The following is an 18,717-nucleotide window of genomic DNA, read 5'->3' as shown; positions in this document are numbered from 1 at the left end:
TCAAGAAAATACTGTCTCGTCACGATACGCAAGTCATCGAAGGGCGAAGCCGGCCGGAAGCGAGGCGCCCGGACCCTCGATCAAGGTCGAAGCGGAATTTTCGTCAGTCCTGCTATGCTTGCGGAGGAATCGGTCGTCACGACAACCGATGAAAACCTGTGTTCATCACCCGGCCGGGGCTTTTCCGGCATCGACAGGAGGGGCATCACGGCCGGCATTCATTACCGTTAAACGAGCCTAGGGAAGTCCGACATGAAGCGTCCGTTTCGCATTGCCGTTACCGGTGCCGCCGGTAGCATCAGCAACTCCCTGCTTTTTCGTCTTGCCGCGGGCGAGGTCTTCGGCCCCGACCAGCCGCTCATCCTGCAGCTGATCGAGCGTCCCGAGGCCATGGAAGCACTGCGTGGCATGGCGATGGAGCTCGAGGACTGCGCCTTCCCGCTGCTGCACAACGTGCGCCTGCACGACAACATTCAGGACGGTTTCAGCAACGTGCATTTCGCCTTCCTGGTGGGGGCCAAGCCGCGCGGGCCCGGCATGGAACGCGCCGACCTGCTGTCCGCCAACGCGGAGATCTTCAGTGCGCAGGGGCGCGCACTCAACGACTACGCCAACCCCGACGTCAAGGTGCTGGTGGTCGGCAACCCGGCCAACACCAACGCCCTGATCGCCAGCCGCAACGCCCCGGACCTGTCGCCCTCCCAGTTCACGGCGATGAGCCGGCTCGACCACAACCGCGCCAAGGGGATGATCGCCAACCGCTTCGGCTGCAACGCCAGCGACATCCGCAAGGTCGCCATCTGGGGCAACCACAGCGCCACCCAGTACCCGGACCTGCATCACGCCACGGCCATGGGTGAGCCCGTGTGGCCGGAGCTGGACCCCAAGTGGGTGGACGAAGAGTACATCCCGCGGGTCCAGAAGCGCGGCGCCGAGATCATCGCCGCCCGCGGCCAGTCGAGCGCCGCCTCGGCCGCCCAGGGGGCCATCGATCACATGCGCGACTGGTACTTCGGCACCCCCGATGACGACTTCGTCAGCATGTGCGTGGTGTCCGACGGCAGCTACGGCGTGACCAAGGGCATCGTCTTCTCCTTCCCGGTGCGCTGCCGCTACGGGCGCCACGAGATCGTCCAGGGCCTGCCGATCGACGAGGCCGCCCGCAAGCGCATCGAGACCACCGAGAAGGAGCTGATCGACGAGAAGGCCGGTGTCGAGCACCTGCTGCCCGCCGAGACCGAGGCCGCCCACCTCAACCTGCGCACCACGCTGCGCTCCGGCGCCTCGCGCTACGGCGAGGAGGACACCCTCGACGACAGCGAGGCCAGCGTGCTGCGCACCGATCGCGTGCTGTAACCGGCCTCTGTCGCGCGGGCACGCAAGGACGTGCCCGCGCGCCGCTCACCGACAGCAGGCAATCACCGGAGCGAGGAGATGACGATGAACGATCGCGTATTCCTGATCACCGGCGCCTCCAGCGGCATCGGCGCCGCCACCGCCCGAGCCGCCCATCACCAGGGCTACCAGCTGGCGCTGGCCGCCCGCTCGACGGACAGGCTCGAGTCCCTGGTCCAGGAGTTCGGCCCGGAAAAGGCCCTGGCCCTGACCTGCGACGTCACCGACATGGACGCGCAGCAGGCCATGATCGACCAGACCCTCGAGCGCTTCGGGCGCATCGACGTGGTCTTCGCCAACGCCGGCATGGGCGGCTCTCCCGGCGGCTTCAGCAGCGCCGACCACCACGTGTGGCGCGACATGCTGATGACCAACGTCTACGGGGTGGGGCTGACGATCCAGGCCGCCCTGCCGGCCCTTCGACGCAGCCAGGGGCATATCCTGCTCACCGGCTCCGCCGCCGGCCGGACCACCATCCCCGGCTCGATGTACAGCGCCAGCAAGTGGGCCGTGACCGGCATCGGCTACAACCTGCGCGAGGAACTGCGCGGCAGCGGCATCCGCGTCACGCTGATCGAGCCCGGCATGGTCGACACGCCGTTCTTCGACCAGCCGCCCGAGACGGCCCTGAAGGATCGCGACATCGCCAATGCCGTGATGTACGCGGTGAGCCAGCCGGAGCATGTCGATGTCAACGAGATCCTGGTCCGCCCGACCCCGGCGCCGGAATGAGCGATGTGCAGCGTCGATTCCGCGTTGACGACGGTCAAGGAAAAGTCTCTCGTCCCTCTGGCCTAACGCGAAAAAATTGCGCATCCTGATGGCGTCCAATCGTCAGATAACGGAGCCCCATGGACGCGGTACGAAGACGTAGCGACTGTGTCAGACCGGCACAGTCAGCCACTCGACAGCGCGACTTCGATGTCAGAGACATGGAACGTCGCACCCGACTGATGCGTGTCGTCACCCGCCGCATCGCCCTCTCCGAACTCGGCAATCGGGAAATCGCCCGACGCGCCGGTGTTCCCAGCCAGCGCATCAGCGACCTGCTGGCCGGTCGCCTGGAGCACTTCTCCGCCGAGGAGCTCAAGGCCATCCGCGACAGCATGCCGGCCGTCGCCGAGGACATCGACGACCCCCTGCAGCCCACGCCACCCTAGACGTCAAACGCCTCTCGTGTAGCAGCCAGCTCCTCGCCGGCCCGGTCGCCCGTGTGTATCCCTCACGACGGCCGAGCCGGGCACACGTCACTCGGGCAGGTCGGTCACCGCCCCCAGCGAGGCCGAACTCACCGTGCGCGCGTACTTGGCCAGCACGCCGCGGCGATAGCGCGGTGCCGGCTGGTGCCAGGCGGCGCGACGCCGCTCGAGCTCCTCGGAGCTCAGGGCGACATCGATGGTGTCGGCCTCGGCGTCGATGGTGATCTCGTCGCCGTCCTCGACCAGCGCAATCGGCCCGCCGTTGTACGCCTCGGGCGTGACGTGGCCGACCACGAACCCGTGGCTGCCGCCGGAGAAGCGCCCGTCGGTGATCAGCGCCACCGCATCGCCCAGGCCGCGCCCCATGATCGCCGAGGTCGGGGTGAGCATCTCGCGCATGCCCGGCCCGCCGCGCGGCCCCTCGTAGCGGATCACCACCACGTCGCCGGCCACCACGGTGCCGTCGTTGATGCGCGCCTGGGCTTCCTCCTCGGAACCGAACACCCGGGCGCGGCCGGTAAAGCGCGTGCCCTCCTTGCCGGTGATCTTGGCCACCGCGCCTTCGGGTGCCAGGTTGCCGTGCAGGATGCGCAGGTGGCTCTGCGCCTTGAGCGGGGCATCGAGCGACTGGATGATCCGCTGATCGCTCGGGTAGGGCGCGACGTCGGCCAGGTTCTCGGCCAGCGTGCGACCGGTCACGGTCAGGCAGTCGCCATGCAGCAGGCCGGCGTCAAGCAGGGTCTTCATCAGCGGCTGGATGCCGCCGATCGCCACCAGCTCGCTCATCATGTAGTGGCCGCTCGGCCGCAGGTCGGCGAGCACCGGGACGCGCCGACCGAGGCGCGTGAAGTCGTCGAGCGTCACCTCGGCGCCGATCGCGCTGGCCATGGCGACCAGGTGCAGTACCGCGTTGGTCGAGCCGCCCAGGGCGATGACCAGGGTGATGGCGTTCTCGAAGGCCTCGCGGGTCATGATGTCGCTGGGCTTGATGTCGCGCTCGAGCAGCTCGAGCACCGCGGCGCCGGCGGCGCGGCTGTCGTCGCGCTTGGTCTGCGAGACGGCGTTCTGCGCCGAACTGCCCGGCAGACTCATGCCCAGCGCCTCGATCGCCGAGGCCATGGTGTTGGCGGTGTACATGCCGCCGCAGGACCCCGGCCCGGGAATCGCCGTCTCCTCGATCTGCTTGAGTTCGATGCGGTCGATGTCACCGCGGGAATGCGCGCCCATCGCCTCGAACACCGAGACGATGTCGGTGTGGTTCTCGCCCGGCAGGATGGTGCCGCCGTAGACGAACACCCCGGGCCGGTCGAGGCGCGCCAGGCCGATCAGGCAGCCCGGCATGTTCTTGTCGCAGCCACCGATCGCCACCACGCCGTCGAAGCCCTCGCAACCCGCCACCGCCTCGATCGAGTCGGCGATGATCTCGCGCGAGACCAGCGAGTACTTCATGCCCTCGGTGCCGTTGGCGATGCCGTCCGAGATGGTGATGGTGTTGAAGATCACCCCCTTGCCGCCCGCCGCGTCGGCACCGGCCCGCGCCTCGTCGGCCAGGCCGCCGATGTGGCTGTTGCACGGCGTCACCTGGCTCCAGGTCGAGGCGATGCCCACCTGCGGGCGGGTGAAGTCCTCGTCGGAAAAGCCCACCGCCCGCAGCATGGCGCGGCTGGCGGCCTTTCCCGGCCCGTCGACGACCGGGCCGGAGTAACGGCGACGCGGGTCCGGGGTGGTGTTCTGATCGCTCATCGGTCCTCTCCACGGCTGCTCGATGTCATTTCAACATAGCGCCTCAGTCTGGAAGCGGACCGGAGAGGACGCAAATCCGCGACGATGGCTATGTTGTCGCGGAGTTCCCCGGCTGTCCGGACTCGGGGCTATCCCGCCTGCCAGGCCGGGTGCGGGCGCGCCAGCGCCACCAGCAGCGCCACCGCGCTGGAAGCGACCAGAGCCCCGGCGAACGGCGCGAGCGTGGTTTCGCCGCCCGGGAAGCTCGCCGCCAGCAACGCGTCACCCAGGCTGCCCCGGGCGATCCAGTCCGGCAGGATGGCGCCGACCAGGCCGGCCACTGCGCCGGCGGCGGCGGCCGGGGCACTCATCCGCGCCCACAGCCCCATCAGCACCGGCACCACTGCCGTGGCACACAGCAGATCGGCGATCAGGAACAGTCGCAGCACCGAATAGCCCTGCAGGGCCACCAGCACCGCCGGCACCATCAGCGCCAGGGTAAGCCAGCGCGCCGCGGCCAGCGAGACACCGTGGCGACTCAGGGCCTCTCCCTCGCCGACCAGCAGCGAGGCGATGCCGTTCTGCAGGGTGTCGACGCTCGAGGCCACCAGCGTCACCGCCAGCACCAGCACCAGCAGGGTCAGCCAGGCCGGCGCCGCACCAAGCAGCGCAAAGAAGGGCATCGGCGGCTCGCCGAGGTCGGCGCCGCTCATCGCCGCCAGGATGCCCAGCCCGCCGACGACCGCCACGACCAGCACGGTGGTGACGCCGCCCAGCACCGCGCCACGCCCCAGCGCGGCACCGTCGCGGGCCGCCCAGACCCGCTGCCAGTAGCCCTGGTGGAAGAGGTTGGCCGCCGTCACCGCGATGACCAGGGTCACGGCCACGTTCAGCGCCTCGCCGGCCGGCACGCTCGGCATGGCGGCGCCGGCCGGCAGCGCGGGCAGATCACCCAGCACCGCGCCCGCCACCAGCACCAGCAGCACGCCCAGCAGCAACGCCTGCCAGCGGTCGGTGACCAGGCTGGCCCGCAGGCCGCCCCAGGCGGTGTAGGCCAGCGTGGTCAGCGCCACGGCCACGATCGCCACGCTGCCCGCCAGCGGCGAGAGCAGCGCGGTGATGCCGCCGATGGCACTCAGTTCGGCGGCCAGGAAGCAGGCCATGTAGAGCACCGACAGCAACGCCACATAGCGGCGCATGCCGGTGCCGAAACGCTCGGCGGCAAACTCGCCGATGCTGCGTCCCGCCGGCAGCCGCCGGCGGATCGCCGGCCCGCACAGCGCCAGCACGATAAACGGCAATGCCGAGCCGATGGCATAGCCGGCCAGGGCCACCGGGCCGACGAAGGCCCCGACTTCCGGTGGCGCGAAGAGAATCCAGGCGCCCATGCCGGACGCCAGGAAGGACAGGCCCAGCGTGGTGCCGCGCTGGGAATTGCGCGCCGTCACGTAATCGTCGAGGGGCGAATCGGCGCGACCGGCGCGCAGTCCCAGAATGGCAAACAGCAACAGGGCCGCGCCCAGCACGGCCAGGGTGGCAAGATACATGTCGCGCTTCCTCCGCCGGTATTGACCGGATCAGGTTCCAGGGTCTGCGCCGCGGCCGGCACACTCTCAGCCCCGAGCGGACGGGGCTCCCCTGGCGACGTTGAATGTCGGGATGATTAAAGTTTTGCGGATATCGGTCGATAGACACGAGTATCCGTCCTGCATTCGATCCCTGCCGACGGCAACCCGCCGTCTCAGGGTCGTGAAGCGATCTCACTCTACCAGAACACCAGACAACGATCAGATCCGAGATCCCCATGCCATACCACGAAGCCCAGGAACACGTGCCGGGCCGCCTGCACCGACTCTTCGATGATCCCTACCAGGCCTTCGGCAACGACATTCCGGACCGCTGGAGCCACCTGCCGCGTGCCCTGCAGGCCCTGCTGGCCCCCGCCCTGGAGACGGACAGCCTGCGGCTTCGCGTCGTGCACGGCTGGGAAAACGGCGACTTCGACCCGCGCCACCTGCAGCACAGCGACCACGCCCTGACCTGCCTGGACGACATGCGCCAGGTGCTCGCCGCCTACACCTCGGCCCGGGCCGAAGGCCGACCGTCACCCTGCGACAGCGCCTCGCTGCTGGCCGAGCCCCTGGAAGACGCCATTCGCCGCGCCGAGGCCGCCGGCCAGCCGATCGACGACGCCACGCGGCACAGCCCCGCCCGCTGGCCGGCCTTCACGCAGGGCCTTTACCTGTACACCCTGTTCAAGGTCTACAACCGCCTGACCTACGGCGAGGACGATGACTACCGTTCGACGTACTGCCTCACCCCGCAGGGCGAACGCGAGATTCACGAGTTCCATCTCGAGGAGGGGGAGTTCGCGGTGATCCTGCCGCGGGACGCGGACCCGGACGTCGCCACCCTGCTGGTCCTGCACGAAAGCCAGCTGGAGCCGATGATCCAGCTGCTCGAGCGCTGCGGGATCGCCACCACGCGCCGCTGATCCGGCATCGGGCCCGCCGCATCGCGCGGCGGGCCCGAATAGCCCCTTGCGGTAACGTCAAAATGTCCGCCAAAGTCGCACTCGGCATCCGAAGCCAGCTTGGCGCTTTCGCTATGCCGGCCTCGCCTCCTCGAAGAGCTCCGCTGGCATGGGGTGGGCCAACGCCCAGGTCATGGCGATGGGCCGATCTCCCTCGTAACTCTTAAGCGCCTTGGCCTGCCCCAAGAAGGTAAAGGGCGCCGTCTCGCCGTCGGTGCGTTTGGTCAGCCGGGCGAAGAAGAGGATGGTGTAGCCTCGCGCCTCGAAGTGAAGGTAGTTCTGCCCCGTTGCGCTGGCTTGACTGGTGTTCGACTGACTTTCCCAATGCAGCAGGGTGCGGCTGATGGGGTAGTCGCGATAGCGTGTCGTGGGAGAGAAGTCGCTCTCATCTTTTTGGAAAGTCACCAAGTGAATATAAGCACGCAGCTCTTTTGCATGGATCACCCCCACGCCGGTGGCACCCGACTTTTCCAGGCTCGCCAGCCCGAGCGCTGCTTTAATCTCTGGCATGCCATAGGCACCGTGAAGGAGTAGCTCGCAGTCGAAAGGCAGCTCGCTCAGCCGTTGCAGCGGCACCGGCTGATGAGTTCGCCGCCAGGCGGCGACTTCGGCGGCATCGGCCGCGACACTCGGGTTGGCGCACCACTTCCGTAGCGATTCCTCGAAGCTGTCGACGCCAACCAGGCCGCCCTTCTGGCCCCACAGCAGATAGTGCAGCGCCGTCTGCCGCGCAGTGTCATAGCGCCCCAGGACTTCCTCGACCCCTTCAGGCTGGCCCAGGATTTCGACGGCCGAGAGCAGCTGGGGATCGCTACGCAGCGCGATCCGCGACAGTGCCTTGCGTGCCTGGTCGAAATCGGGATCCTCGGGTGGCTCGTGGCGGTCGGCCAAGGCTTTCCATTCCGTCCAGCTGCGACGTGACAGCACCTGGACCGGCGTCAGCCCGGTCACCTCGATGAAACGCCCGAAGGTGAGCGGGCGCCCCACTTCTTCCGACCATGTACGCAGCGTCTCGGGGATAAACTGATTGAGGTCGGCCAGCACCGAGCGGATCTTGCCCAGCACGCGATCCCGAGCGACCCGTTCGAGCTGGATGCTGCAGCCGGGTGGCAGGCTGGGGAAGTCGGCCTCGACCTCACGGTCCAGCCGCTGGCGCCGTCCGGAGAGCAGCGCCGTGAACTTGGTGTCCAGGCGGTAGCGCCGGTGCGTCTGCCCTACGAAGTCCAGCACGGTGAGGCACTCCTTCCCGGGGGCATGCCGCAATCCCCGCCCCAGCTGCTGGAGGAAAACCGTCAGGCTCTCGGTCGGCCGCAGGAACATCACCAGGTTGATATCGGGAACATCGACCCCTTCGCTGAGCACATCCACGGTAAACAGGAAGGGCAGCGTTCCCTGGCGGAACTCACGCAACCGCTCGGCGCGGACCTCCGCCGGCGTGTCACCGACAAGAACGGCCGCTCGATACTCGCTGCCCAACCGGTTGAAACACTTGGCCATATACTGCGCATGGCCTACGCCGGCACAGAACCCCACCCCGCGAACGCCACGCAGGTCGGGCTGATAGCGTTCCAGCGCCTGCAGCACGGTGTCCACTCGCTGCTTGGCACGCAAGTCATCACCGGTCAGCAGGTTCTCCAGCTGGCGGGCATCATAGCGGCCGTTGCGCCATAGCGCATCGTCACTGAGATCGACGCTATCGCTGACCCCGAAGTAATGGAAGGGACAGAGCAGCTTCTCCTCCAACGCCTCAGGCAGGCGAATCTCCGCGGCGAAGTCACCATCGAAGTCCGGCAGGATGCTGCTACCGTCCATCCTCTCGGGCGTTGCTGTCAGCCCGAGCAACACGGCAGGGTTGAGCTCTTCAAGGAGCGGCCGATAGCTGCTGGCAGCCTCATGATGGGCCTCATCGATGACCACATACTGGAAGTACTCGCTGCCCGAGGTCTCCCAAGGGCGGTGGCGATTCAGGGTCTGCACCGAGGCAAACAGGTGACGGCGCTCGGTCGGTACATGGCCCCCTATCCAGAGCTCACCGAAGTTCTGGTCGCGCAGCACGGTACGGTAGCAGGCCTGAGCCTGCTCCAGGATCTCCTTGCGATGCGCGACGAAGAGCAGGGGCACCTGGCGCCCTTCACGCTCGCAGAGCCGTCGATAGTCAAGCGCCGAGATCACGGTCTTGCCAGTGCCGGTGGCGGCCACCACCAGATTGCGAAACGAGCCACGTTGCCGCGCGGCATCGATGGCTTCCAGGATCCTCAGCTGGAAGGGTCGCGGTGTGATCTCGGCAAAGAAGATTGCTCCACTTCTGGCGCGCTCCTGATGCGCGGCGATCGCCCGACGAAAGCGCGGAAAATCCTCTGAGGTATAGGGCTCGAATTCATCGCTCTCCCAGTACGCCGCAAACTCCGCCTCGAAGCGCTCGAGGATATGCCCCATATCCTGGGCGGTAACCTTGACGGTCCACTCGAGTCCTTGGGTCATCGCCGAGTGGGACATGTTCGCCGAACCGATGTAGGCCGTGGCATATCCACTCTCGCGGCGAAAATGGTAGGCCTTGGCGTGCAGGCGCGTGCCGCCGGTGTCGTAGGAGACGCGCACGGTGACATTGGGCTGTCGGGACAGCCACTCCAATGCGGTCGGGTCGCTGGCCCCCATATAACTGGTCGAAATCAGGCGAACCGGGATATCACGCTCGGCCAGGCGTTCGAAGGCAGGCATCAGCAGCCGAAGTCCCGACCACTTGATAAACGACACCAGGATATCAACGCTATCGGCCGTGGCCATCTCAGCGCGTAACTCATGCTCGAGGGGCGGATCATGTCCCAACCCCGTTAGCAACGCGCTGGTAGCCAGAGGCGTCGACGGTCGTGGTAGCGGCGGGCTCCCTTTCCCCAGCTCGCTGAGTACCGGCTTATCCGTCTCCAGCAGTTTCTTGCGCGCCAGATAGTCGAGGCCATCGGTGGCCGAGATCAGCTCGATAAGGCGATTGAGAAGCGGAAGGCGACGATCGGTATCGACGATTCGCAGGGCCTGATGCAGCAGCTGACCGAGGAACTGGGCGTAGGCATGGGGAGCCGTCTCATCATCGAGCTTGCGCAGTACCGGCTTGAGCTCGGGATGAGCTCCCAGCTGTTCCTTGAGCTCTTCATCGAGCAGCCGTTCATAGAGCCCTTCCGGCAACCGTTCCATGGTATCACTTCCCCGCCCTGTCGATGTCCCCAGGGTAACAGCAAAGGGCCACCGCGGGAGGCCTGCGGAAACAGTGCGGTTACTGAAGGGGCTTGTGGGAGAGGATTCATCCTCGACAGCGGCGGCCTGACGGTGGGTTCATCGCGACTGAAGTCGCTCCCACGGCCAGGCTCCGGATGAACCAACTGCCGAGAGATCACATCGAGACGAATCACGGGGGAGCCAGTCGTTACAGAAATAGGCACCCGAAATACACACGGCCCCGCTTCTCTCGAAGCGGGGCCGTAGTGTCACCGAGCGGGGGTGATCAACCCATCGAGATCGTGCTGTTGACGCCGCTGGAGATGTTCTCCGGCTCGAACCAGCGTGCGGTGACGGTCTTGGTCTGGGTCCAGAACTGGATCGCCTGCTTGCCGTTGGGCCCCAGGTCGCCGAGCTTCGAGGCCCGCGAGCCGGTAAAGCTGAAGTAGGCCACCGGCACCGGGATCGGCACGTTGATACCCACCTGCCCCACGTCGATGTCGGCCTCGAAGCGCCGCGCCACCCAGCCGGAATTGGTGAAGATCGCCGTGCCGTTGCCGTTGGGGTTGGCGTTGATGAAGGCGATGGCGTCATCGAGGGTCTCGACGCTCACCACGCACAGCACCGGGCCGAAGACCTCCTCGCGATAGATGGTCATCCCGGCGGAGACGTCGCTGAAGATCGTCGGGCCGACGAAGTTGCCGTCGGGATAGCCGTCGACCGTCAGGCCTCGGCCGTCGAGACGCAGCGTCGCGCCCTCGGCCTCGCCCTGGCCGATCAGGCCGAGCACCCGCTCCCGCGCCGCCGGCGAGACCAGCGGCCCCAGATCGGCGTCCTCCTGGGTACCGGGCCCGACCTTGAGCTGCCCGGCGCGCTCGACGATCTCGTCGAGCCAGTCGCGGGCCTCGCCGACCAGCACCAGCACCGAATTGGCCATGCAGCGCTGGCCGGCGGCGCCGAAGGCCGAGCCCAGCACGTTGTTGATCGCCTGGCTGCGGTTGGCGTCGGGCATCACCACGCAATGGTTCTTGGCACCCATCATCGACTGCACGCGCTTGCCGGCGGCCCCGGCGCGCTCGTAGATGTGCGTGCCGACCCGGGTCGAGCCGATGAACGACAGCGCCTTGATGTCCGGGTGGTCACACAGCCGGTTGGCGACCTCGGGCCCGCCGTGGACCACGTTGAGCACCCCGGGCGGCACCCCGGCCTCGTGGGCCAGCTCGACCAGGCGCATGGTCGACGACGGATCCTGCTCGGAGGGCTTGAGCACGAAGGTGTTGCCGGTAGCGATGGCCAACGGGAACATGAAGCACGGCAGCATGATCGGGAAGTTGAACGCCGTGATGCCGGCCCCGACGCCCAGCGGCTGGTGCAGCGAATAGACATTGACGTCGCTGGCGACGTTCTCGGCGATCTCGCCGAGCTGCAGGCTGGTGATCGAGCAGGCATGCTCGACCACCTCCAGCCCGCGCCCCACCTCGCCCTTGGCATCGGGCAACGTCTTGCCGTGCTCCTCGGTGATCAGTGCGGCGAGTTCCGCGGTATGCTCGCGAATCAGCGCCTGGAAGGCGAGCATGATGCGCATGCGCCGGGCCAGCGGCACCTTGCGCCAGGTGGTGAAGGCATCCCGTGCGCTGGCCACCGCGCGATCGACTTCCTCGAGCGTGGCGAACGGTACCCGGGCAACCACTTCCTGGGTCGCCGGATTGAGCACCTCGCGCCACTCGCCGGACTGCGAGGGCACGGACTGACCATCGATATACAGGGCAATGTCACGAACGGGCATGAAGGGGGCTCCTGAGTGCCGTCGCCGGCGCAGCGGCGAGACGGCGAATTGTCGTTATGATGAGCCGACGGGGCCGGCGTGCATTCCAGCTTAGCCAGCGGCGGATTCCTACGGCAACGGCCCCTCGCCCAAAGTCGAGTCCCCCGTCGGCGGTCTTCAGCCGGTGCCCGTCTGCAGCGCCTTGACGCTGGCCACGAAGTCGCTGAAGCGCTCGCCCTGGATCAGCACGTGCTTGCGCAGCGTCTGCTCGGCCCGTTCGGCGTCCCCGGCCTCGATCGCGGCGACGATCTCGCGATGCTCGGCCAGCGAGGTCGCCAGCCGGTGGCGCACCTGCAGCTGCAGGCGCCGGTAGGGCTTGAGGCGCTGCTTGAGCTGATGCGCCTCGCGGGCCAGGAAGCCGTTGTGGCTGGCCGCGTAGATGCCGTGATGAAAGGCCTCGTTCTCGTAGTAGTACTCGTCGGAATTGCCGGTGCGGGCGGCCGCCTCGCAGCGCTCGATCGCCGCGTGCAGCACCGCGAGCTCGGCCGGGGTGATGCGCCGCGCCGCCAGACGACCGCACATCCCTTCCAGTTCGGCCATCACCTCGAACATCTCGATCAGCTGCTCGATGCCCACCTTGGCGACGAAGGTGCCCTTCTTGGGCGACACCGTGACCAGGCCGCTGGCCACCAGCTGCTGGATCGCCTCGCGCACCGGCGTGCGCGAGACCTGATAGAGCTTGCCCAGCGCCTCGGGGTCGAGCCGCTCCCCCGGCGCCAGACGCCCGTTGATGATGTCGTTCTCCAGCGACTCCTTCAGCCGCTGGGCATTCGATCGCTTGTCGCCGTTCACGTTCGCCCCCTTCTGCCACGCATGCCGGGTCCGCCGAGCATTGCCACCAAGGTCTAATGACCCCGGTTTGACACCGAGTATCCTCAAGACCTATTAAAGTATACATCAGCCTCGCTGATAAATATTACACAAAAACAAACGCAACGGAGACGCCATGAAAACCTCCCTCAAGCTAGCCCTCGCCTCCCTCGGCCTCAGTGTCGCCATGAGCGGCGTCGCCTCGGCGGAGACCGTGCTGCGTGCCTCGCACCAGTTTCCCAAGGGGGACGTCCGCGACAAGATGGTGCAGATGATCGCCGACGAGGTGGCCAAGGCCGACGTCGACCTCAAGGTTCAGGTCTACCCGGCCGAATCGCTGTTCGGCGCCAAGGAGCAGTGGCCGGCCCTGGTTCGCGGCCGCCTGGACATGACCGCCCTGCCGCTCGACTACGCCAGCGGCCGCCACCCGGAATTTTCCGCCACGCTGATGCCCGGCCTGGTGCGCAGTCACGAGCGCGCCCAGCGGCTCAACGACTCCAAGTTCATGGACATGATCAAGAAGGTCATCAACGACGCCGGCGCCCGGGTAATCTCGGATGCCTGGCTGGCCGGCGGCTTCGTGTCCGACATGCGCTGCATCACCTCGCCGGACAGCGTCAAGGGCCAGGCGATGCGCGCCGCCGGGCCGGCCTTCGACGAGATGCTGGCCACCGCCGGCGCCTCGATCACCTCGATGCCCTCCTCGGAAATCTACACCGCGATGCAGACCGGCGTGCTCGACGGCGCCAACACCTCCTCGGGGTCGCTGGTGTCCTACCGCATCTACGAGCAGTCGACCTGCCTGACCGCACCGGGCAAGAACGCCCTGTGGTTCATGTACGAGCCGATCCTGGTCTCCGAGCAGAGCTGGGAGAAGCTCACCGACGCCCAGCAGAAGGCCCTGACCGAGGCCGGCAACAAGGCGGAATCCTACTTCGCCGACCAGGCCGCCGAGCTGGATAAGAAACTGGTCGATGTCTACAAGGAAAACGGCGTCAAGGTCGTGACCATGTCGCCCGAGGACTACCAGGCCTGGCTGGACGTCGCCAAGAAGAGTTCCTACAAGACCTTCGCCGAGAAGGTGCCCAATGGTCAGGCCCTGATCGACGCCGCCCTGGCCGTCGACTGAGGCGATCGCGCCATGACCGTCTCGATCCAGCGCGCGGCCCCCGGCCGCGCCATCACCGACCCGGCTGCCTCGCCCGAGGCAGCCTCCTCATCCACGCCGGGGTGCGCTATGGAAACGGAACACACCCGTGCGGCTCGGCCGCATCGCGGGCTCGTCGGCGGCTACATTCGGCTGATGGACACCCTCTCGTCGGTCACCGCCGTGCTGGCCGGCGCCCTGCTGGTCACCGGCGTGCTGGTGGTCTGCCACATGATCTTCGTGCGCGCGGTACTCGGCCACAACACCACCTGGCAGACCGAATTCACCATCTTCGCCATCACCGGCGCCATGCTGCTGGGCGCACCCTACGTGCTGATGACCGGCGGCCACGTCGCGGTGACGGTGCTGCCCGACGCCCTGGGCGGCCGCGCCCGCAAGATCATGCAGTTCATCGCCTCGCTGATCGGCCTGGCCTTCTGCACGGCGCTGACCTACGGCGCCTGGCACTACTTCATCGAGGCCTATTCGATGGGCTGGACCACCGGCACGGTCTGGAACCCGCCGGTATGGCCTTCACTGCTGCCCCTTGCCATCGGCAGCACCCTGCTTGCGCTGCAATACGTGGCGAACATTCTGCGTGGAGATTCCGACAATGGATCCAGTGACTAGCGGCATTCTGGTGATCGTTGCCCTGTTCGCCCTGATGGCCATCGGCACCCCCATCGCCTTCGCGCTCGGCGGCGTCTCGCTGGCCGCCCTGGTGCTGGGCAGCGGCATGAGCGAGCTCACCTACTTCGGCGAGACTTTCTACAGCAGCATCGCCTCGTTCGGCTTCGTGGCCATTCCCATGTTCATCCTCATGGGCGCGGCGGTCGCCTCCTCCCCCACCGGCCGCGACCTGTACCGCTCGCTGGACCTGTGGCTGGGGCGCGTGCCCGGCGGCTTGGCGATCTCCAACATCGGCGCCTGCTCGATCTTCGCCGCACTCTCCGGCTCCTCGCCGGCCACCAGCGCGGCCATCGGCAAGCTGGGGATCCCCGAGATGCGCAAGCGCGGCTACCCGGACGGCGTCGCCGCCGGCTGCATCGCCGCCGGCGGCACCCTGGGCATCCTCATTCCGCCCTCGGTGACCATGATCGTCTACGGCATCGCCACCGAGACCTCGATCGGTCGCCTGTTCATCGCCGGCGCCATGCCCGGGCTGATGCTCGCCGGTCTGTTCATGGCCTGGACACTGATCGCCTGCAAGCTGGCCGGCGGCTATCAGAATCCGGTCGCCGAGGCCGCTAGCGCCGTCAAGCAGAACGTCGAGGGCAACCTCAAGGCGCTGGTGCGCGTGGTGCCCTTCCTGATCGTGGTCTCGGGCATCCTGTTCGCCCTCTACGGCGGCCTGGCCACGCCCTCCGAAGCCGCCGGCGCCGGCGCCTTCCTGTGCCTGGCCCTGGCCATCGTCGTCTACCGCATGTGGCAGGCGAAGCCCCTGAAGGTCATCCTGCGCGACGCCCTGCGCGAGAGCGTGATGATCATGCTGATCATCGCCGCGGCGGAGATCTTCGCCTATGCACTCTCCTCGCTGTACATCACCCAGACCGTCGCCGGCGGCATCGCCGACCTGGAGGTCAACCGCTGGGTGCTGATGGGCGTGATCAACCTGTTTTTGCTGGTGGCCGGCTTCTTCCTGCCGCCGGTGGCGGTGATCGTGATGACTGCCCCGATCCTGATGCCGATCATCCTCTCGGCCAACTTCGACCCCTACTGGTTCGCGGTGATTCTCACCATCAACCTGGAGATCGGCCTGATCACCCCGCCGGTGGGATTGAACCTGTTCATCATCAAGGGCATCGCCCCGGACATCGCCCTCAAGGACATCCTGCTGGGCAGCCTGCCCTACGCCCTGTGCATGGTGCTGGGCATCGTGCTGCTGTGCTTCTTCCCCGGGATCGCCACCTGGCTTCCCGACCTGATTCTTGGCTGAGAACCGCCCCGGAGGACGAGCGACCATGAACACCAGCTTTCTGCAGGACATGTTCAGTACCATCACCCGGCGCGACGCCCTGCGCCGGCGGCGCAGCGGCAACACCACGCCCGTCGACCACTCGCATGTGCTCGCCGCCTGCCGGGCCCTGCTCGACAGCGACGGCGAAGCCTCCAGCATCACCCTGGCGAGTCGTGCCCTGGAGCTCTACGCCCGCCTCGACGCCGACGAGAAGGTGCGCTTCTTCGAGCGTCTGACCCACGATTTCTCGGCCGACCCCGAGCGCGTCGACCAGGCCTATGCCGCCTACCGGGAATCCCGCGACGAGCGCGACCTGCAAGCCCTGTTCGACACCTGTGAACCCAGCCGCCAGGAGCTGCTGCGCCGCCTCAACCTGACCAGCGGCGGCACCCACGAGCTGGTGCGCATGCGCGAGGACCTGCTCGCCCGGCTCGACAAGGCCTCGCCGCTGAACGCCCTGGACGCCGACTTCAAGCACCTGTTCAGCTCCTGGTTCAACCGCGGCTTCCTGATGCTCCGGCGCATCGACTGGAACACTCCGGCGGCGATCCTCGAGCGCATCATCCGCTACGAGGCGGTCCACGAGATCCACGACTGGAACGACCTGCGCCGGCGCCTCGACGCCCGTGACCGGCGCTGCTTCGCCTTCTTCCACCCGGCGATCGGCGACGAGCCGCTGATCTTCGTCGAGGTCGCCCTGCACAAGGGGCTGCCGGACCAGATCCAGCCGATCCTCGACAGCAACCACCACGACATCGGCGAGCCCGAAGGCGCCGACACCGCCGCCTTCTTCGGCATCAGCAACTGCCAGACCGGGCTGCGCGGCATCTCCTTCGGCAACTTCCTGATCAAGCAGGTGGTGCAGGAGCTCAAGCAGGAGCTGCCCAACCTGCGCAACTTCGTCACGCTCTCACCGGTCCCCGGCTTTCGCCAGTGGCTGGACAGCACCCAGCGCGGCGAGGCCTCGCCGCTCGACGACGAGACTCGCGAGACCCTGGCCCAGCTCGACGACGATCACTGGCACACCGACCCGGAGCGCGCCGCGGCCCTGCGCGACGTCATCCGCCCGCTGGCCGCCCACTATCTGGTCCGCGAGAAGAACCGTCACGGCCTGCCGCTCAACCCGGTGGCCCGCTTCCACCTCGGCAACGGCGCCGAACTGCACCGCATCAACTGGCTGGGCGACACCTCGAACAAGGGGCTCCAGCAGGCCGCCGGACTGATGGTCAATTACCTCTACGTCATCGACGACATCGAACGCAATCACGAGCAATACACCACCGACGGCACGATCGCCTGCTCCTCCGCCGTGCGTGACCTCAACCGGCGTGCCCGCAAACTGCTCAAGGGAGACAACGAAAAATGAACCACAATCTCTTCGCCACCTTCGCCGAGCGCATGCAGGCCCGCGGGGACGCCGACTTCGTCACCACCCGCGAGGGCCACGGCTACACTTACCGCGAGGCGCTCGACACGACCGCCCGGCTGGCCGGCGCCCTTCGCGAGCTGGGTGTCGCACCCGGCGACCGGGTCGCCGTGCAGGTCGACAAGAGCCCGGAGACGCTGCTGCTGTATCTGGCCTGCCTGCGCATGGGTGGCGTCTACCTGCCGCTCAACACCGGCTACACCCCCGAGGAGATCCGCTACTTCCTGGGCGACGCCGAGCCGGCACTGTTCGTCTGCCGCCCCTCCGATCTCGACAACGCGCGTCGCGTCGCCGGGGAGACCGGCTGCCCGCAGGTCGCCTCGCTGGGCACCGGCCGCGACGGCACGCTGATGGAGACCTTCGAGAAGGCCACCCCCTTCGACGCCATCGAGCCCCGCGACGACAATGACCTGGCGGCGATCCTCTACACCTCGGGGACCACCGGCCGCTCCAAGGGCGCCATGCTCACCCACCGCAACCTCGGCTCCAACGCCGCCTCGCTGGTCGAGGCCTGGCGCTTCACCGAGGCGGACCGGCTGATCCACGCCCTGCCGATCTTCCACACCCACGGCCTGTTCGTGGCCTGCAACGTCTGCCTGATGGCCGGCGCCAGCCTGCTGTTCCTGCCACGCTTCGATGTCGACACGATCATCGACGAGCTGCCCCGGGGCACCACCATGATGGGCGTGCCGACCTTCTACACCCGGCTGCTGCAGGATGAGCGCCTGACCCGCGAGCTGACCGCCAACATGCGCCTGTTCACCTCCGGCTCGGCCCCGCTGACCGCCGAGACCCACCGCGAGTTCGAACAGCGCACCGGGCATGCCATCCTCGAGCGCTACGGCATGACCGAGACCAACATGAACACTTCCAACCCCTACGATGGCGAGCGCATCGCCGGCACCGTGGGGCGTCCGCTGCCGGGGGTGGAGATCCGCATCACCGACGGCGAGTCCCACCAGCCGCTGCCTGATGGCGACATCGGCATGCTCGAGGTGCGCGGCCCCAACGTCTTCATCGGCTACTGGCGGATGCCCGAGAAGACCCGCGAGGAACTGCTCGACGACGGCTTCTTCGTCACCGGCGACCTGGCGCGCATCGAGGAGCACGGCTACGTGCAGATCGTCGGCCGCGACAAGGATCTGGTGATCTCCGGCGGCTACAACGTCTACCCCAAGGAGGTCGAGCAGATCATCGACGAGCTCGACACCGTGGTCGAGTCGGCGGTGATCGGCGTGCCGCATCCCGACTTCGGCGAGGGCGTCACCGCGGTGGTGGTGCGCCAGCCCGGCGCCGCGCTGGAGGAAGCCGAGGTGCTGGCCTCGCTCGCCGGCCGACTGGCCAAGTACAAGCAGCCCAAGCGGGTGTTCTTCATCGACGAGCTGCCGCGCAACACCATGGGCAAGGTGCAGAAGAACCAACTACGCGAGCGCTACAAGGAAACCTACCGCTAAACGCACGTTTCCCGCGATGCACGCCCGAACCTGACAGAC

Annotated in this window: 14 protein-coding genes and 1 riboswitch; of the genes, 9 read left to right on the top strand and 5 right to left on the bottom strand. The window is 67.2% G+C overall.

The annotated features are described in order from the left end of the window. Positions 1-252 precede the first annotated feature (252 nt). From KGQ91_RS08810 to KGQ91_RS08800, 3 genes are all read left to right on the top strand, one after another. Positions 253-1,356 carry a malate dehydrogenase gene (locus tag KGQ91_RS08810; protein WP_224420796.1) on the top strand — a complete coding sequence of 368 codons (1,104 nt, stop codon included), beginning with the start codon at positions 253-255 and terminating at the stop codon, positions 1,354-1,356. 84 nt (positions 1,357-1,440) lie between these two features. Then, positions 1,441-2,127 carry an SDR family oxidoreductase gene (locus KGQ91_RS08805; RefSeq protein WP_163647675.1) on the top strand — a complete coding sequence of 229 codons (687 nt, stop codon included), beginning with the start codon at positions 1,441-1,443 and terminating at the stop codon, positions 2,125-2,127. Between the two features lie 200 nt (positions 2,128-2,327). Next, on the top strand, positions 2,328-2,555 hold the full coding sequence (locus KGQ91_RS08800; protein ID WP_240464645.1) for an XRE family transcriptional regulator: 228 nt from the start codon (positions 2,328-2,330) through the stop codon (positions 2,553-2,555). A gap of 87 nt (positions 2,556-2,642) precedes the next feature. Here the strand turns inward: KGQ91_RS08800 and ilvD are convergent, their stop codons facing one another. Both ilvD and KGQ91_RS08790 read right to left on the bottom strand, forming a co-directional pair. Continuing rightward, complete coding sequence (ilvD, locus tag KGQ91_RS08795; RefSeq protein ID WP_224420795.1) at positions 2,643-4,337, bottom strand: dihydroxy-acid dehydratase; 1,695 nt, start codon at positions 4,335-4,337, stop codon at positions 2,643-2,645. A gap of 128 nt (positions 4,338-4,465) precedes the next feature. Continuing rightward, positions 4,466-5,863, bottom strand: a complete 1,398-nt coding sequence (locus KGQ91_RS08790; RefSeq protein ID WP_224420794.1) for an SLC5/6 family protein — start codon at positions 5,861-5,863, stop codon at positions 4,466-4,468. Further along, positions 5,853-5,966, bottom strand: a riboswitch (TPP riboswitch). (Overlaps the previous gene by 11 nt.) Positions 5,967-6,120: 154 nt before the next feature. Between KGQ91_RS08790 and KGQ91_RS08785 the strand changes: the two genes are divergently transcribed. Next, the gene (locus tag KGQ91_RS08785; protein ID WP_163647679.1) at positions 6,121-6,810 is read left to right on the top strand and encodes a hypothetical protein; all 690 of its coding nucleotides are present in this window, start codon (positions 6,121-6,123) and stop codon (positions 6,808-6,810) included. A 111-nt stretch (positions 6,811-6,921) separates the two neighbouring features. On the opposite strand, the gene KGQ91_RS08780 is transcribed toward KGQ91_RS08785, so the two are convergent. The 3 genes from KGQ91_RS08780 to KGQ91_RS08770 form a co-directional block, all read right to left on the bottom strand. After that, complete coding sequence (locus KGQ91_RS08780) at positions 6,922-10,038, bottom strand: DEAD/DEAH box helicase (protein WP_224420793.1); 3,117 nt, start codon at positions 10,036-10,038, stop codon at positions 6,922-6,924. A gap of 307 nt (positions 10,039-10,345) precedes the next feature. After that, complete coding sequence (locus KGQ91_RS08775; protein ID WP_224420792.1) at positions 10,346-11,845, bottom strand: CoA-acylating methylmalonate-semialdehyde dehydrogenase; 1,500 nt, start codon at positions 11,843-11,845, stop codon at positions 10,346-10,348. Between the two features lie 156 nt (positions 11,846-12,001). Continuing rightward, positions 12,002-12,676: a GntR family transcriptional regulator gene (locus KGQ91_RS08770; RefSeq protein ID WP_224420791.1), complete on the bottom strand. Its 675-nt coding sequence runs from the start codon at positions 12,674-12,676 to the stop codon at positions 12,002-12,004. 154 nt (positions 12,677-12,830) lie between these two features. On the opposite strand from KGQ91_RS08770, the gene dctP reads away from it, so the two are divergent. The 5 genes from dctP to KGQ91_RS08745 are packed head-to-tail and all read left to right on the top strand — an operon-like array spanning position 12,831 to position 18,678. After that, positions 12,831-13,823: a TRAP transporter substrate-binding protein DctP gene (gene dctP, locus KGQ91_RS08765; RefSeq protein WP_224420790.1), complete on the top strand. Its 993-nt coding sequence runs from the start codon at positions 12,831-12,833 to the stop codon at positions 13,821-13,823. A gap of 12 nt (positions 13,824-13,835) precedes the next feature. Then, the gene (locus KGQ91_RS08760; protein WP_318010270.1) at positions 13,836-14,471 is read left to right on the top strand and encodes a TRAP transporter small permease; all 636 of its coding nucleotides are present in this window, start codon (positions 13,836-13,838) and stop codon (positions 14,469-14,471) included. Then, positions 14,455-15,777 (top strand): TRAP transporter large permease, encoded by a 1,323-nt coding sequence (locus tag KGQ91_RS08755; protein WP_224420789.1) that lies wholly within the window; start codon positions 14,455-14,457, stop codon positions 15,775-15,777. Before KGQ91_RS08760 ends, KGQ91_RS08755 begins: the two co-directional genes overlap by 17 nt. A gap of 25 nt (positions 15,778-15,802) precedes the next feature. After that, positions 15,803-17,164 (top strand): malonyl-CoA decarboxylase, encoded by a 1,362-nt coding sequence (locus tag KGQ91_RS08750; RefSeq protein WP_224420788.1) that lies wholly within the window; start codon positions 15,803-15,805, stop codon positions 17,162-17,164. Continuing rightward, positions 17,161-18,678 (top strand): malonate--CoA ligase, encoded by a 1,518-nt coding sequence (locus KGQ91_RS08745; RefSeq protein ID WP_224420787.1) that lies wholly within the window; start codon positions 17,161-17,163, stop codon positions 18,676-18,678. The genes KGQ91_RS08750 and KGQ91_RS08745 overlap by 4 nt, the downstream gene beginning before the upstream one ends. Positions 18,679-18,717: the final 39 nt, after the last annotated feature.

Source organism: Modicisalibacter tunisiensis, assembly GCF_020148005.1.
Lineage (GTDB): Bacteria > Pseudomonadota > Gammaproteobacteria > Pseudomonadales > Halomonadaceae > Modicisalibacter > Modicisalibacter tunisiensis.
The sequence above is the reverse complement of the archived record's forward strand: the minus strand, read 5'-3'. Positions and strand labels throughout refer to the sequence as shown.

Bases quoted from the DNA above. Each gene is read 5' to 3' on its own strand.
- KGQ91_RS08790 (WP_224420794.1), bottom strand. From the start codon at position 5,863: ATGTATCTTGCCACCCTGGCCGTGCTGGGCGCGGCCCTGTTGCTGTTT.
- KGQ91_RS08760 (WP_318010270.1), top strand. From the start codon at position 13,836: ATGACCGTCTCGATCCAGCGCGCGGCCCCCGGCCGCGCCATCACCGAC.
- ilvD (WP_224420795.1), bottom strand. From the start codon at position 4,337: ATGAGCGATCAGAACACCACCCCGGACCCGCGTCGCCGTTACTCCGGC.
- KGQ91_RS08775 (WP_224420792.1), bottom strand. From the start codon at position 11,845: ATGCCCGTTCGTGACATTGCCCTGTATATCGATGGTCAGTCCGTGCCC.
- KGQ91_RS08755 (WP_224420789.1), top strand. From the start codon at position 14,455: ATGGATCCAGTGACTAGCGGCATTCTGGTGATCGTTGCCCTGTTCGCC.
- dctP (WP_224420790.1), top strand. From the start codon at position 12,831: ATGAAAACCTCCCTCAAGCTAGCCCTCGCCTCCCTCGGCCTCAGTGTC.
- KGQ91_RS08750 (WP_224420788.1), top strand. From the start codon at position 15,803: ATGAACACCAGCTTTCTGCAGGACATGTTCAGTACCATCACCCGGCGC.
- KGQ91_RS08800 (WP_240464645.1), top strand. From the start codon at position 2,328: ATGGAACGTCGCACCCGACTGATGCGTGTCGTCACCCGCCGCATCGCC.
- KGQ91_RS08785 (WP_163647679.1), top strand. From the start codon at position 6,121: ATGCCATACCACGAAGCCCAGGAACACGTGCCGGGCCGCCTGCACCGA.
- KGQ91_RS08745 (WP_224420787.1), top strand. From the start codon at position 17,161: ATGAACCACAATCTCTTCGCCACCTTCGCCGAGCGCATGCAGGCCCGC.
- KGQ91_RS08780 (WP_224420793.1), bottom strand. From the start codon at position 10,038: ATGGAACGGTTGCCGGAAGGGCTCTATGAACGGCTGCTCGATGAAGAG.
- KGQ91_RS08805 (WP_163647675.1), top strand. From the start codon at position 1,441: ATGAACGATCGCGTATTCCTGATCACCGGCGCCTCCAGCGGCATCGGC.
- KGQ91_RS08810 (WP_224420796.1), top strand. From the start codon at position 253: ATGAAGCGTCCGTTTCGCATTGCCGTTACCGGTGCCGCCGGTAGCATC.